This is a genomic window from Caulobacter sp. GW821-FHT05F04 (assembly GCF_059419665.1).
Window position 1 is genome coordinate 52,496 of the sequence record NZ_JBWKSF010000013.1, and the last position, 13,610, is coordinate 66,105.

Sequence of the window (13,610 nt, forward strand, 5' to 3'; positions counted from 1 at the left end):
CTTCCTCCCAAACAGGTTTTGCGAAAGGCGGAATAATGACTGCCAAGATCAGTCCAGTGCAGGCTTACGCGTTTATCGCCCGGGAAAGCGGGTCCAACGCATGGATCCCCGATCTCACCGGGGCGAATGAGCACTACGACGTTGAGGCCAAGCTGGCGCGCGAGGTATTCAGGCGCGATCAGAACGTGCCCTCACGAGGTGTCGCGCCGAGTGCGGCCGACGCGCAGGCCGCAGCGATACGCCGCGCGGAGCTAGAGCAGTTTGAGGGTGAGCGCGTGCTATCCCGCCCGGAGCGGGCCGAGGCCGACCGGCTCGATCGAAGCCTGCTGAGATACGTCTCAAGCACCCATGACCTGGAGCACCGTTGGCGTGCCGCTGCTTCGACTGCGGAGCGAGATGCCGACAAGCGCCTGACTGCGATGTTTGCGAAGTGGGGGGAAACCTGGACGACGCCGGCAGGGCGCGACGACATGAAGCGTGTTCGCGACCACGGATTTTGGGTCATGGGCGAGATGACCCGACGCGAAGCAAAGGCCGTGATCTTCGAGTATGAGGCCGATCTCGCAAAGTTCCCGCCGAAGCACGAGAGCGTCCAAGTCATGTCCAAGCACATGCGGGACGCAACGATCCCTTCGTCTGCAGGGCCGATTGTCCCCTGGAACGAGCTCGGCGAACCGGAGCGCGCTGGGTTCGTGTCGGACGACAAGCGCGGCTTTGTTCCGCCTTGGCACCCCTACGTCGCGGAGCTTCAGGCCAGTATGGACAACGGCGCGAGGCTTCTCGATGACGCCCGCCGGTTTTCCAGGTGGCGGGAAAGCGCACTGGAGATCGAGGCGTATCGGAAGCAGGTAGTGACAGACCGGGCCAAAGGGCGCGACGGCTCAGGCCCAACCCTCGGCGACAGGTTCCGCAGCATCATGAAAGACGGGGTGACGCTGGAGCAGCGCGATCGCCAGGAGCGCTCTGCAATTGACGGTCAGATCGAAGCCGCGACGGCCACGATCGGGGAAGCTTCGGCCGAGGTCGCTTGGCGAGCGGAATTTCAGGAGGCGAGGGCGGAGGCTTCAACGCGCGACGTAGAGCTGGACAGCATCACGCTCGCGGCGCCGGCTGCGGAACTGCTTGTCGGGTCTAGCGAGCGTGAGGGGGCGAGCGTCGATCGCTATTCCGAGACCGCCTATGACATGGACGACTACTATGTCGGTCCTACCGATGAGTCGATGGCCGACTGGGATTCTTGGCTGAAAATGGACAGGACCGAGCGCGCGGCGATAGCAGCCTCGTATGCCGAATCTCCTGGGGAGAAGGGGCGTCGCTGGGAGGACCAGGTGGCGCACTTCAACGAGCGCGAGGACGGCAAGCGGGAGTTCCTCGCAATGGAACAGGTTGATCGGGATCGGATCACAAAGGAGTTCTTTGCCCTGGATCCCGTTGACCAAAACAGGAGTCGCTTCCACGACGGCGTCTATTTGGGCATTGCCATGTCCGACATCCCCAAAAGCGAGATGCCGTTCGGCGCTCGTTTGGCGGGCGAAGAGGCAGGTCTTCCGGGCTTCGAACCAGACTATGAGGCCGAGGAAAAGCTCTACTCAGACTACATGGATCAACTCCTTGCGGCGCACGAGGCTGACGTGGCGCTAGAGGAAGGCAGGGCTCTCCGCTTCGATGATAAGAGCCTTGGCTACCAGGTGGCCCAATGCGCCCTTCAGAAGGAGATCGCAACCAGGGGGCTCGGAAGCGGTCACGATCTAGAGCAAGAGCACCTTGGGGCGAAGTGGTCTTACGAGAGTAGTCAGCTGGTGGACGGTGAGTTGCGCCATTCGTTCACGCACGCCAACCATCCACGAGGCGGCAAGGTCGAGTTCACTGTGCAGGGCGCGCCTTTGGCCGAGCTAGGTGAGCTGGAGCAGCTCAACAATGTACCGGATCTCGCCTGGCGTAACTTGGACGAGAACGTCGCGGACGCTCTGATCGAGCGACATCTCGACCAATCCGAGAGGTTCCCTCATCCGTTCGAGCCTCAAATCAGGGGGACGCTCGCCGCCGAAGCCGCAATATCGGCGCGACACGAGCTGGTCGACGAGATCCGCGCCGGCAAGGATAGCAGCCAGGCCGAGGATCGAGCCCGTGAACAGGAAGGCGCGCTTTCTCTTGGCCGCTGACCGAAAGCCTATCCTGGGGGCGGCTGTAGTGGCCGCCCTCGCTTTCGCTGGCGTCGCGTTTGCTGCGCCGGTTGAACGGTCGGGCGCCGCGGCGTGGGTGCAGGATGGCGACACCCTCACCGTTGGCGGAATCTCTTGGCGCCTATGGGGGATAAACGCTCCTGAGCTGCATCTCCCTGGAGGCGGCGCCTCCCGCGACGGCGTCGCGGCCAGAGAGGCGCTTCGGACCTATGTCGCCGGCAGGTTGGTCACATGCCGCTCGGATGGCGCCCGGTCCTACAACAGGGTTGTCGGGGTGTGCCGCACTGATCGAGGCGAGGATCTGTCATTCTTGATGGTCATCTCCGGCTACGCGGTGGACTGGCCTCGGTTTTCGCGGGGCTACTATGCCAGAGCTGAACGCGAGGCTCGCGCCAATGCCCGAGGACTGCAAGTCGGGCGAGGCTTAGAGCCCAAGTAGCCGGTTCTCTGCCGATCGGCGCTGCGATCTCTCAAGAGGAGATCGCAGCGTTTGTCATGTTATTATTTCGTTCATCACGATTGTCACGCGCTCCTCTCGTGTATGGCGCTGTGCTTGATTCAACCTCTCAATCCAGGGGAGGGGCGTTCGCACTATGTTCTTGAACATTTATGTTCCCGTGTCATACTTCTACTGTCGCCGCTTTGGCGGCGTAGGAGATCGTCATGACTGGCCGTGCGGGCGGTTCGCCCGACATCATTGATATGGTTCCGCTGCACGAAACGGGTGGCCGGGAGCTGGTGGTGATCACCCCGGCGATGAAGGCTCGCGCGGCGCGGTATCGTGGCCGGCAGGCCGGCAACGCCATCGGTTCGTTCGTTGGTGAAGTGGTCGCCGGTTTCGCGTTCCGTCTGGCTCACGCCTTCCTTGGCGTCGTGAGCGCGGTTTGCGCGCTTACGGTCACTCCTGGCGCTGTGGCTGCGATCATCCTTGGTGCGATCTGGGGCATCTGGCATTCCCATTGGGCGGCCGTCGGCGCCCTGTGGTCGCTTGGCGCCGCCCTCGTGGCGTGGACGCTCCTGGTGACGGCGAAGCGGGTCGGGATCGCGCTTCGCGAGCTGGAGCATGGCGGGCAGGAATAGGCTTTCCGCCCGCCAATTCGCGTCGTTTCGCCTCGTCTAGCGGCTTGCGGGTTGTGAAGGCCTCGTCACTGCTTTAGGTCAGCGCCGCGTGAAGCTCAAACCCGGCAGTCTCGACATCCTAATCGGCGCGAACCTGCGCCGGCTTCGCCTTAGCGTCGGGGTAGGCCAGCCTGAGTTGGCGGCTTTCCTGGGCGTGTCGTTCCAGCAGGTCCAGCGGTACGAGCAGGGGCAGACGAAAATCCCCGGCAGTACGCTCATCGAGATTTCCGACCTGTTGAAGGTACCGATCGGCGATCTGCTTGGCGTTGACGTTGGCGCGCCGCCCGGAGCCGAAGAGTCGCCATACGGCGAGGTGGACCTGGATCGCCTGTTCGTCGCCGTGAAGACCTTGAGGAACGGCCCTTTGCGCGAGGCGATCCTTGGGCTGATAGATGACTTTGTCGAGGTGTCGCTCCGCGGGCCCAGGGACGACGACTAAAGCGAGTGGCTTTGTGTAGGAGTTTGCGTTTTGGCGGGTGAGTTGAAGTTGGAAACCGTTCTGGAGCGCGCAAAAGACGCGACCAGGTTGGCGCGAGAAACCGAGGACCTCGACATCCAGCGCGAGATCTCGAACGTCGCCGTGGCTTGGATCCGGATCGCCGAGAAGATGACTGGCGAGGCGATCGAGGCGGCCTTCAGCGAGGCGGCCGCGAACGCGAGGTAGCCGTTAGGCGAGCGGGACCGGCGCTAGGACTTCGGCGCCGCACCGCCAATGTAGGGATCGGTTATGGGCGAGCAAGTTGATCCAAAATCGGTCCGCGTAACCGTCGATCGCTCGACGCTGTCAGCGGGCGAGACTGATGTTGTGGCCCCGGCGAAATCCCCTGAAGCGGCTACGCCGGTGATCCTCGACCTCGTCGAGTATTACACGCCCAGCGACTTCATCAGCCACAAGCAGCGCGTCCAGTACCAGGGCGTCGTGGAGCGGGCGAGCGATGGCTTCACCGCCCTGCGCATCATGGTCCCAGGCGCCCAACGCGCCCAGCAGATCGAGGTGGGCAACCTCTACGCACTGACCATCAATGGCCGCCGTGTAGTCTTGCGGTCGCCGCGTGATCGCTGGCGCATCCGCGCCCAGGAAGTGCGGCGCGAGGTCGAGGGACAGATCGACGAGTGGGCCAAGCCATACTTCGATCCAGGCTCCGACAAGTGGTTTAAGCGCGCGCCCAACTATCGAGACGAGACCGACGAGGAGGCTGAGCGCAAATACCGTCGGCTGATCCTGGGTGAGCAGCCCGCCAAGCGGTCGAGCACCGCGCGCGCCAAGACGCCCGAACCGCAAGGCTGCGCGGTGTTCATGTTCGCCGGCGCTGGCCTGCTGCTAGGCGGCGCTTTCCTAATCTCGCAGCTGGTCTAGGCGGCCAGAAGCCTTCCGAGGGCGCTCCGATGCGATGGCGCGGCCATTAGTCCACTAAGTTGACCAATTAGCCGGGGTCATCGCCTAACATATCTTATCGGAAATTCTCCAAGGATTTCAAAGGCTTACATGGGGGCGCGGCGCATGGGGTTCAAGGCAGTGGGGAGCGTTTGCGCGTTAATCTAGCGCTAACTACGACCGGAGGTATTTTTCTTGCGTCGTACACGTCAGCGTGTAGACCTGGACTAGGCGCTCCCCAGCGTCACCGGCCTAAGTCGGCCGCGAGGCCCGCTCTGAATCCCTCTCGATATGGAGCGGGCCTTTGCACTCTCGTTGCGAACATCCGAGCGGCTAGTGCCGCGACGTGCCTGGCTGGATAAGCGGCTTCGTACCCATCCGGATCTCGCTGTACTCGGCCTTGAGCATTTCGATCACGTCCGGCTGGTCGATCCCCGCTACAATCCCGCAGAGCGCGGCGGCGCGGAGTGCGGCAGCTGCGCAGGCCTCGCCGGCGGCCGCTGGGGAAAGATTGGTGCTGGCGCCCCTTATGAGGGCGTCGCAGACCTGCAGCACGGCGCGTTCAGCGTTCTCCTGGAGCACTTCATAGGCCTCAGTCTGGAGATCCTCCGCTGTGCTTGGGCGCGGGGAAGGTTCGCCAACGGCCTCGACTGCAGCCAGCACCTCAGCGAACGCTTCATCGACCAGGGCGGCCAGCTCGCACGCCCGCGCGTCCAGCTCAGACCAGGGGATGTGTCGAACGCCCTTGCCCGCCTGCGCCTCTAGTTCCGCGCCGCGCTGAGATGGGATGCGCGCTACGATCGTTAGGCCGCTTGGATAATCGCCGAATTGCGACAGCAGCCTAATGCGCGGCCGCCACGGGGAGCTTGTACGAAGCTCCTGGGCGCGATCCATCGCGTTCGCAAACCCGGCCCCGACGCTCACTTGAGGGTTCACCACGACGCCCCTGCATTCTGTTGGAAACCAACTGCGACTTGACTCCAATCGCGCGGCGAACGAGAACGTTTGCGGAACATCCGCAAATGCCAATCTCAGAGCGCCCGCCGAGGGGCTGGACGATCGTTGCCGGCACCCTGACCCTCGATAAGACGATAGCCGGGTATCTTGCCCGAGACCATGACGTGCGTGGACGTTGCTACACCCACGACTGTCGCCGGAATTGCCATCTCGATCATGGAGGGTTCACCTCAAGGTTTGTGCGCTAAAAGGCGCTTAGAAGTACGAACCAAGAACATTGGTGCGGAAGTCGGCGTTCGCGCGTGTCGGCGCGTGGCTGGTCGTCTGCGCGCTCGCTAGCCGGAAAGCAGACCTTTCAGTCTCTCGCCTGGAGGGTTAGGCGTCATCATGAGGTGCGCGCTCCGCTCGCCGCCCAAACTGAACCTTCAACCGGCGCAGCAGGAGAGCTGCTTCACATCCTTGGAGAAGGTCTGGGCCGCGAGCTTCAGGCCTTCCACCATGGTCAGGTAGGGGAACAGCTGGTTGCCAAGCTCGCCGACGGTCATGCGCGCCCGGATGGCGAGCGCCGCCGTCTGGATGATCTCGCCCGCCTCCGGCGTCACGGCCTGGACGCCGATGAGCCGGCCGCTACCGGCTTCCGCGACGAGCTTGATGAAGCCGCGTGTGTCGAAGTTAGCGAGGGCGCGCGGGACGTTGTCCAAGGTCAGGAGCCGGCTGTCGGTCTCGATCCCGGCGCGGCGGGCCTCCGTCTCGCTGAGCCCGACCGTGGCAACCTGCGGATCGCTGAACACGACCGCCGGCATCGTGGCCAGGTCTAGGGCGACCTCGCCACCGGTCATGTTGATCGCCGCCCGGGTTCCGGCCGCCGCCGCGACATAGACGAACTGTGGTTGGTCGGTGCAGTCGCCGGCGGCGTAGATGTGCGGCGTGCTGCTGCGCATGGCCGCGTCGATCACGACGCCGCCCTGCGCGTTGACGGCGACGCCGGCCGCCTCCAGGGCGAGCGCTCGGGTGTTGGGCGCCCGGCCCGTCGCGACGAGCAGCTTGTCCGCGCGAAGTTCGCCTTGGCCGGTAGCGAGGACGAACTCGCCGTCGGCGTAGGCGACCTTGCTCGCCTGGGTGTGTTCCAGCACCTCGATGCCCTCGGCGCGGAAGGTGGCCGTGACCGCCTCGCCGATGGCCGGGTCCTCACGGAAGAACAGGGTGTTGCGCGCCAGGATCGTCACCTTGCTGCCGAGCCGGGCGAAGGCCTGGGCCAGTTCGACGGCGACGACCGACGAGCCGATTACCGCCAGGCGCGACGGGAGGGTCTCGCTCTCAAGGGCCTCCGTCGAGGTCCAGTACGGCGTATCCGACAAGCCCGGAATGGGTGGCTCGGCCGGGCTGGCGCCGGTGGCGATCAGGCAGCGGTCGAAGGGCACATGTTGCTCGACCCCGCCGGCCTGGCGCACGAGCAGACTGTGGCGGTCCCGAAAGAGGGCATCGCCGCGCAACACCGTGATGGTCGGGGTGTCGGCGAGGATGGTCTCGTATTTCGCCTGCCGCAGATCATCGACGCGCGCCTGCTGCTGGGCCACCAGCCGCTCGCGCAGGATCGCGGGCGTGCAGGCCCCGATCCCGTCATCGAACGGGCTTTCGCGGCGCAGATGGGCGATATGCGCCGCACGGATCATGATCTTGGACGGCACGCAGCCGACGTTGACGCAGGTTCCGCCGATGACGCCGCGCTCGATCAGGGTGACCTTGGCGCCCTGCTCGACGGCCTTCAGCGCCGCCGCCATCGCCGCGCCGCCGCTGCCGATGACGGCGATGTGCAGCGGGACGCCGCCGGCGCCGCTTTGCGCCCCGCCCGCCAGGAAGCCCAGCGCCTTGTCGAAGACACTTGGGGGCGCCGCGCCCGTGTCGTCGACCGAGGCGAGATATCCGAGCGTCGCGACCGTGGCCGCAAGGGTCTCGGAGCTCACCCCCGCATCGGCCGCGATCTCCGCCCGCGCCTTCGGATAGGAGACGGCGGCCGAGCGCACGCCTGGGACGCGCTCCAGGGCCTCCCTCACGTGCGTGGCGCACGAGTCGCAGGTCATTCCGTCAATGCGCAGGGCGATCACGTCGGTCACGGGGCAGGTTCCTCAGCGCTTCACGGTGGACGGGTAGCCCGCGCCCGCAGTCGCCTTGGTCAGGGCGGCGACCGTCGTCTTGGCGTCATCGAAGGTGACGACGGCCTCGCGCTTTTCGAAGCTGACCTCGGTTTTCTCGACGCCGGCGACCTTGGCAAGCGCTGTCTTGACGGTGATCGGGCAGGCCGCGCAGGTCATGCCGGGCACCGTCAGGGTGACCGTCTTCGTCGCGGCCCACGCGGGAGAGTTGAGCGCGCCCATCAGGGCGATCAGGGAGACGAGCTTCTTCATGGGGGCTTCCTTTCAGTAGAACAGGGGCAGGACGTAGGGGAACGCCAGCGCGACAAGGACGAGCGCCGCGACCGCCCAGAAGATCACTTTGTAGGTGGTCCTGACCTTGGGCACGGCGCAGACTTCGCCGGGCTCGCAGGCGCGGGCCGAGCGGAAGATTCGGCGATAGGCGAAGGCCATGGCGACTAGCGCCGCGCCGATGAACAACGGACGGTACGGTTCCAGCACGGTCAGATTGCCGATCCAGGCCCCGCTGAATCCGAGGGCGACCAAGAGGAGTGGGCCGAGGCAACAGGTCGAGGCCAGAATGGCGGCCAAGCCGCCAAGCGCCAACGCGCTGCGGCCGCTTTTGGATTCCGACACGGAGAATCTCCTTTCGATAAACCTCGCCATGGCGTCAAGAAACCACCCCTTCGCGGGGGCGCGCGGGAGCATTGCGAGGCGGCGCGGCGAGATCCCAGATCGCCACGACCACCATCAAGGTCAGTCCGGGATAGAGGAGCCACGCCGTCGGCCAGCCGCGGGTGGCCATGAGCAAAGCCGCCGCAAGCACCAATGTCGGCCCGACGACGCTCAGCGCCATTCGCGCCCACCGACGATGGCGAAGCCCGCCGACCGTGTTGGCGATGAGGGCGATCACGGCGAACAGCGGCAGGAGGTAACGGATGAAGACTCCTTCGTACTGGCTCAGGAAACCAAGGCCCAGCGCGGCGCCAAGACTCGCGAGCGCCGGGAAGCACGCCGCGCACCCCATGGCGGTGACAATCGAGCCGATGACGCCCGCCTTGTCAGCCGCGCGTGTGAGGGGATTCTGGATGGGCATCGCAAATGGCCTCGGCGACTTCGGTGGAACCGTCAGAGCGACGCTGCGATCATGACCGCAGCTTGCCCGTGAGGGCTGAAGATCACTACATACGATCTGTAGTGACTACAGACTCAAGCCCAAAATTGAGAGGCGCAGAACAGCATGGCGGATACCGCGATCCCGATTGGCGAACTGTCCCGGCGCACGGGCTGCAACATCGAAACGATCCGCTACTACGAGCGGATCGGCCTGATGCCCGCGCCGCCTCGGCGAGGCCGCTACCGCAGTTACGGCGGAGGCGATGTGGTCCGGCTCGGATTTGTGCGCCGCGCCCGCGAACTCGGCTTCACACTCGATGAGGTGCGAGCGCTGCTTGGCCTGGCGGCTGGCGGACACTCCACCTGCGCAGAGGTGCGCGACTTGGCCGCCGTTCATCTGAAGGACGTTCGAGCGCGGATCGCCGATCTCAAGCGGATGGAGCGGGTCCTGGCTGACTCCGTCCGAGCTTGCGACGCAGGGCAGGATCCAGGATGTCCGCTGATCGACACCCTCTATGCCGAGCCCCGCGCGCCGGCGCCAAGAGCATAGCGGCCCAACCTGTCGATTCTCTACCATCTAAGTGTCTTCATCCCTCGGACGGCGGGATACGACCGATGGTCGCCTTGCTGACGCCCAGAACCCGAGCCAGATGGCGCACGCTTTCGCCATTGGCCCGCTGCTGGGCGACGAAGGCGCGCTGCGCCACGGTCAGGCTGTGGCGGCGTCCAAGCTTGACGCCGCGCGCCTTGGCGCGTTCGCGGCCCTCGCTGGTGCGCGACCTGATCAATTCACGCTCGAACTCGGCCAAGCCGCCCAGCACCGTCAGCATCAACCGGCCGTGCGGGGTGGTGGTGTCGGCCCAGGTGTCCCGAATTGAGCGGAACTTCGCGTCCTTCTCGGTGAGAGCGGCCAGAACGTTGAGAAGATCGCGTGTCGAGCGCGCCAGGCGATCGAGCCGAGTGACCATCAGCACGTCGCCTGCCGCCAGCGAAGCGATGGCGCGCTTGAGCTGGCTGCGGTCGGTCTTGGCGCCCGACGCCGTCTCGCTGAACACCTTTTCACAACCGGCCGCCGTCAACTCGGCGACCTGCGCCTCGACGCTCTGACCGTCGGTCGAAACCCGTGCATATCCGTAAATCATGCGCCTATTTCTGAGACTATAATTCGAGACACGCAAGCCGCTGAAATCGTTGAGGCTAGTCAGCGTCTCATTTTTCGCGAATTATGAGCCACCTGCAGAAGCGGTCAGGACCATCCCATGGCGCGGCGAAGCTTGCTCACGGGTGACGAACGGCGAAGGTTGTTCGAGCCTCCGGTCACCGACCGAGAGGTGGCGCGCTGCTACACGCTGGTGCCAGACGATCTCAAGTGGATCGACGAGCGTAAACGTCCAGCCAACAAGCTGGGCTCCGCTGTGCAAATGGCGCTGCTACGCCATCCAGGTTTTGGGTGGCTGCCTGGTCAAGTTGTTCCCCCGATCGTGCTGCGCTTTTTGTCCGACCAAGTGCATGTTTCACCTGAAGCGCTAGGCGACTATGCCAAAAGACTAAAAACACGCAGCGAGCACGCAGGTCAGCTTCATGAGCGACTAGGGATACGCTTGTTTGTCCGTGGCGATATTCGCTTGGCGGTGTCGATCGCCGCCGCGGCGGCCGTCGCCACCGACAAGGGCGGAGCCATCGTGGAGGCCCTGATCGCAGAACTGCGCCGGCGACGGATCATCCTGCCGTCTCCCGACACCTTGGAGCGCGTCGGCCTGGCTGGCCGCTCCCAGGCAAGACGCAAGGCGGCTGAGGATCTGCTGGCGCCGATCTCGCTCTCGCAACTGGACCGCATCGACCAACTGTTGGTCAATGACGCCAACCTCAAGAAATCGGCCCTGGCCTGGCTGCGCGACATCCCGGAGTCGCCGAGCGCCGCGTCGATGGCGGGGATCACCGAGCGTCTGGCCTACGTTCGCGCCATCGGTATCAATCCGGCGATCACCGAGACCATCCACGAACGGCGCTTCGAGCAGTATGTCCGAGAGGGAGCGGTCGCGCCGGCCTTCCTGCTCAACGGTTACGGCGTGGGTCGCCGCCGGGCGACCGTGGTCGCGCAGCTGATCTTTCTCGAAAGCCGCCTGAGCGACGCCGCGGTCGATATGTTCGACAAGATGGTCGGCTCGCTGTTCGCCAAGGGCCGTCGGGGGCGCGAGCGCAAGTACCAGGCCAGCAGCCGCGAGGTCAGCAACCTCATGCGGTTGTTCAGCGGCGTGATCGGCGCGGTCGAACATGCCCGGGCCGACGGCGGCGACGTGCTCGACACACTCGACGCCCAGGTTGGATGGTGGAAGGTCATTCAGGCCAGACCGAAGATCGAGGCCCTGGCGGCGCTGGCGGTGGAAGATCCACTGGTTAGCGCCGCCGACCGCTACGGCGCCCTGCGCCGGTTTGTTCCGACCTTCCTGGAACACATACGCTTCCGGTCAGGCACGGGCGGCGCCTCATTGCTGAAGGCCCTTGAACTCCTCCGCGACCTCAACCGGTCCGGCCGGCGCGAGATTCCCGACGACGCGCCTATGCCGTTCGTCTCCAAGCATTGGAAAGCCCTGGTCAAGCCCATCGGTGGCCCGATCAACCGACGGCTCTACGAGACGGCGTTGATGGCGACGTTGCGTGATCGGCTCCGTTCTGGCGACGTGTGGATCGAAGGTTCGCGATCCTACAAGCGCTTCGCCGACTACCTGCTGCCCAAGGACGAAGTCGCCGCCGAAGCCGAGACCTTGCCCGTCGATACCGAGATGGGAACCTATCTGGCTGAGCGCGCCAGCCTGCTGGATCAGCGGCTCGCCAGCTTCTCACGGCGCCTAGCCAAGGGCGACCTGGTCGGCGTGACGCTGAAAGGCGACGAGCTGTCGGTGACGCCGGTGAAGGCCAATGCGCCGGACGAGGCCAGGTCGCTAGATCGGGCGATCGACGCGCTGCTTCCCCGGGTCCGGATCACCGAGTTGCTCAGAGAGATAGACGCCCTGACGGGTTTCTCGTCGACGTTCCGCGAGCTGAGGTCGGGCAAGGTCCACGACAATCCCAGCTGCATCCTCGCCGCGGTCCTGGCCGACGCCACCAATCTTGGTCTGGAGCGGATGGCCAACGCCAGCCAAGGCGTCACCTACGCTCAGCTCGCCTGGACCCAGAGCTGGTATCTGAGCGAAGAGAACTACAAGGCCGCGCTGGCTAGGATTATCGAGGTCCACCACGCGCAGCCGTTCGCCCGACACTGGGGCGATGGCCAGGCCTCGTCTTCCGACGGCCAATTCTTCCGCTCGGGCCGCCGACGCGGCGGAGCGGGTGAAGTCAACGCCAAGTACGGGCCTGAGCCTGGCTTGCGGATCTATACCCACCTGTCGGACATGCACGGCTCGTTCCACACCCGCGTGTTGTCGGCCACTTCCTCGGAGGCGCCCTATGTGCTCGACGGCCTGATTGGTCGTGGCGGCGGGGAGCACTACACCGACACCGGCGGGGCGACCGACCACGTATTCGCCCTGTGCCACCTTCTCGGATACCGGTTCGTACCGCGCTTGCGTGATCTGCAGGATCGCCGCTTGGCGATCATCGGAGCCAAGCCGCGCCACAAGATCCTTGAACCACTCCTTGGCCGTCCGATCCGGGTCGATGTCATCGAGGAAAATTGGGAGGACATCGTCCGTCTGGCGGCGTCGCTGAAAGCCGGATCGGTCGCGCCGTCGGTGATGCTCAAGAAGCTATCGGCGTTCAAACGCCAAAATCGCCTCGACATGGGCCTGGCCGAGGTCGGCCGGATCGAGCGCACGCTGTTCACGCTCGACTGGCTGGAAAGCCCGGAACTGCGCCGCCGCTGTCAGGCCGGGCTCAACAAGAGCGAGGCGCGCCACGCGCTGGCCCAGGCGGTGTTCGTCCACAAGCAGGGGCGGATCGCCGATCGCACTTTACAGAACCAGGAACACCGCGCTTCAGGCCTCAACCTGGTGATCGCCGCCATCGCGCTTTGGAACACATTATATATGCAGCGCGCCGTCGAGCATCTGCGGGAGAGGGGCGTGGCCGCGCCCGATGAGCTTCTAGCCCACCTCTCGCCGATGAGCTGGGCCCATGTCGGTCTGACGGGCGACTACCTCTGGGCCGACGCTGCCACGGCAGGCGGGCTCAGGCCGCTGAACGATCCTGCTGACAGGCTCTACCGAGTCGCCTAGCAGGCTGTTGAAAAAGTCGCTCCGACAGGCCGATTTCCGCGATTTGGCTCGCTTAGCGCGAACTGTAGCCAAATCCGGCTATTGAAAACATTGGCTTATTGATTTCGCCCTGGTGACTTCAGCCTCTTTACCAGGGGGCAAAAATCGAATTTCAACAGCCTGCTAGCTCATGTTCTTGGTTCGTGCTTCTAAGCGCCTTTTAGCGCACAAACCTTGAGGTGAGCCCCACCTCTCGCGGCGCGAACTGATGACGCCCGACGAAATCATGCGGCTGGATTCCAGCCTGGAGATCCTTTTGCGCCAGGGCGCCGCGCCGGCCATCGCCGCCAAGGTCCGATATTACGACGGGCCGGAGTTCCGGGGCCTGTTCACCGCGGCGAGCGTTTAAACGGCACCGCCTCTGTATAGGCGTGTACACCGGCCGCGCGGCGCGCCTCCAACGGTGAGTTTTGGGGCAGCGCCTCACCGTTCAGGCCGCTGTTGGGCGGCGGATAGTTCTGAGCGACCGGCAACA

General features: G+C 64.7%; 15 protein-coding genes. 9 read left to right on the forward strand and 6 right to left on the reverse strand.

Annotated elements, in window-relative coordinates; all coding sequences use genetic code 11:
* The first annotated feature begins 35 nt into the window (after nt 1-35).
* The 6 genes from AC07R7_RS24340 (at nt 36) to AC07R7_RS24365 (ending at nt 4,659) form a co-directional block, all read left to right on the forward strand.
* Nucleotides 36-2,162, forward strand: a complete 2,127-nt coding sequence (locus AC07R7_RS24340) for a hypothetical protein (RefSeq protein ID WP_494636886.1) — start codon at nt 36-38, stop codon at nt 2,160-2,162.
* A 97-nt stretch (nt 2,163-2,259) separates the two neighbouring features.
* Complete coding sequence (locus AC07R7_RS24345; protein WP_494636917.1) at nt 2,260-2,622, forward strand: thermonuclease family protein; 363 nt, start codon at nt 2,260-2,262, stop codon at nt 2,620-2,622.
* 224 nt (nt 2,623-2,846) lie between these two features.
* The gene (locus AC07R7_RS24350) at nt 2,847-3,263 is read left to right on the forward strand and encodes a hypothetical protein (RefSeq protein WP_494636887.1); all 417 of its coding nucleotides are present in this window, start codon (nt 2,847-2,849) and stop codon (nt 3,261-3,263) included.
* 88 nt (nt 3,264-3,351) lie between these two features.
* Nucleotides 3,352-3,741, forward strand: a complete 390-nt coding sequence (locus tag AC07R7_RS24355) for a helix-turn-helix domain-containing protein (protein ID WP_494636888.1) — start codon at nt 3,352-3,354, stop codon at nt 3,739-3,741.
* An 87-nt stretch (nt 3,742-3,828) separates the two neighbouring features.
* Complete coding sequence (locus AC07R7_RS24360) at nt 3,829-3,966, forward strand: hypothetical protein (protein WP_494636889.1); 138 nt, start codon at nt 3,829-3,831, stop codon at nt 3,964-3,966.
* A gap of 177 nt (nt 3,967-4,143) precedes the next feature.
* Nucleotides 4,144-4,659, forward strand: coding sequence for a hypothetical protein (locus AC07R7_RS24365; RefSeq protein ID WP_494636890.1), 516 nt, complete (start codon nt 4,144-4,146; stop codon nt 4,657-4,659).
* 351 nt (nt 4,660-5,010) lie between these two features.
* Here the strand turns inward: AC07R7_RS24365 and AC07R7_RS24370 are convergent, their stop codons facing one another.
* The 5 genes from AC07R7_RS24370 to merC all read right to left on the reverse strand — a co-directional run bounded on the left by AC07R7_RS24370 (nt 5,011) and on the right by merC (nt 8,862).
* Entirely contained in the window at nt 5,011-5,571 is a 561-nt protein-coding gene (locus tag AC07R7_RS24370; RefSeq protein ID WP_494636891.1) for a hypothetical protein, read from the reverse strand.
* A gap of 488 nt (nt 5,572-6,059) precedes the next feature.
* Nucleotides 6,060-7,748: a mercury(II) reductase gene (gene merA, locus AC07R7_RS24375; RefSeq protein WP_062099739.1), complete on the reverse strand. Its 1,689-nt coding sequence runs from the start codon at nt 7,746-7,748 to the stop codon at nt 6,060-6,062.
* Nucleotides 7,749-7,760: 12 nt separating this feature from the next.
* Nucleotides 7,761-8,039 (reverse strand): mercury resistance system periplasmic binding protein MerP, encoded by a 279-nt coding sequence (gene merP, locus AC07R7_RS24380; RefSeq protein ID WP_062099740.1) that lies wholly within the window; start codon nt 8,037-8,039, stop codon nt 7,761-7,763.
* A 12-nt stretch (nt 8,040-8,051) separates the two neighbouring features.
* Complete coding sequence (merT, locus tag AC07R7_RS24385; protein ID WP_062099741.1) at nt 8,052-8,402, reverse strand: mercuric ion transporter MerT; 351 nt, start codon at nt 8,400-8,402, stop codon at nt 8,052-8,054.
* 34 nt (nt 8,403-8,436) lie between these two features.
* On the reverse strand, nt 8,437-8,862 hold the full coding sequence (gene merC / locus AC07R7_RS24390; protein WP_062099742.1) for an organomercurial transporter MerC: 426 nt from the start codon (nt 8,860-8,862) through the stop codon (nt 8,437-8,439).
* Between the two features lie 144 nt (nt 8,863-9,006).
* Here merC and AC07R7_RS24395 point away from each other — a divergent pair, with 144 nt between their 5' ends.
* A complete protein-coding gene (locus AC07R7_RS24395) occupies nt 9,007-9,432 on the forward strand; it encodes a MerR family transcriptional regulator (RefSeq protein WP_062099743.1) in 426 nt (141 codons plus the stop codon).
* A 37-nt stretch (nt 9,433-9,469) separates the two neighbouring features.
* Here the strand turns inward: AC07R7_RS24395 and AC07R7_RS24400 are convergent, their stop codons facing one another.
* Nucleotides 9,470-10,024: a recombinase family protein gene (locus AC07R7_RS24400; RefSeq protein WP_062099744.1), complete on the reverse strand. Its 555-nt coding sequence runs from the start codon at nt 10,022-10,024 to the stop codon at nt 9,470-9,472.
* A 117-nt stretch (nt 10,025-10,141) separates the two neighbouring features.
* On the opposite strand from AC07R7_RS24400, the gene AC07R7_RS24405 reads away from it, so the two are divergent.
* Both AC07R7_RS24405 and AC07R7_RS24410 read left to right on the forward strand, forming a co-directional pair.
* Nucleotides 10,142-13,096, forward strand: a complete 2,955-nt coding sequence (locus AC07R7_RS24405) for a Tn3 family transposase (RefSeq protein ID WP_062099745.1) — start codon at nt 10,142-10,144, stop codon at nt 13,094-13,096.
* Between the two features lie 244 nt (nt 13,097-13,340).
* Nucleotides 13,341-13,484 (forward strand): type IV secretory system conjugative DNA transfer family protein, encoded by a 144-nt coding sequence (locus AC07R7_RS24410; protein ID WP_494636918.1) that lies wholly within the window; start codon nt 13,341-13,343, stop codon nt 13,482-13,484.
* Nucleotides 13,485-13,610: the final 126 nt, after the last annotated feature.

What these genes read in the sequence shown, in the direction of transcription:
- AC07R7_RS24340 (WP_494636886.1), top strand. Translation starts at nt 36, where the DNA reads ATGACTGCCAAGATCAGTCCAGTGCAGGCTTACGCGTTTATCGCCCGG.
- AC07R7_RS24350 (WP_494636887.1), top strand. Translation starts at nt 2,847, where the DNA reads ATGACTGGCCGTGCGGGCGGTTCGCCCGACATCATTGATATGGTTCCG.
- AC07R7_RS24370 (WP_494636891.1), bottom strand. Translation starts at nt 5,571, where the DNA reads ATGGATCGCGCCCAGGAGCTTCGTACAAGCTCCCCGTGGCGGCCGCGC.
- merP (WP_062099740.1), bottom strand. Translation starts at nt 8,039, where the DNA reads ATGAAGAAGCTCGTCTCCCTGATCGCCCTGATGGGCGCGCTCAACTCT.
- merC (WP_062099742.1), bottom strand. Translation starts at nt 8,862, where the DNA reads ATGCCCATCCAGAATCCCCTCACACGCGCGGCTGACAAGGCGGGCGTC.
- AC07R7_RS24395 (WP_062099743.1), top strand. Translation starts at nt 9,007, where the DNA reads ATGGCGGATACCGCGATCCCGATTGGCGAACTGTCCCGGCGCACGGGC.
- AC07R7_RS24400 (WP_062099744.1), bottom strand. Translation starts at nt 10,024, where the DNA reads ATGATTTACGGATATGCACGGGTTTCGACCGACGGTCAGAGCGTCGAG.
- AC07R7_RS24405 (WP_062099745.1), top strand. Translation starts at nt 10,142, where the DNA reads ATGGCGCGGCGAAGCTTGCTCACGGGTGACGAACGGCGAAGGTTGTTC.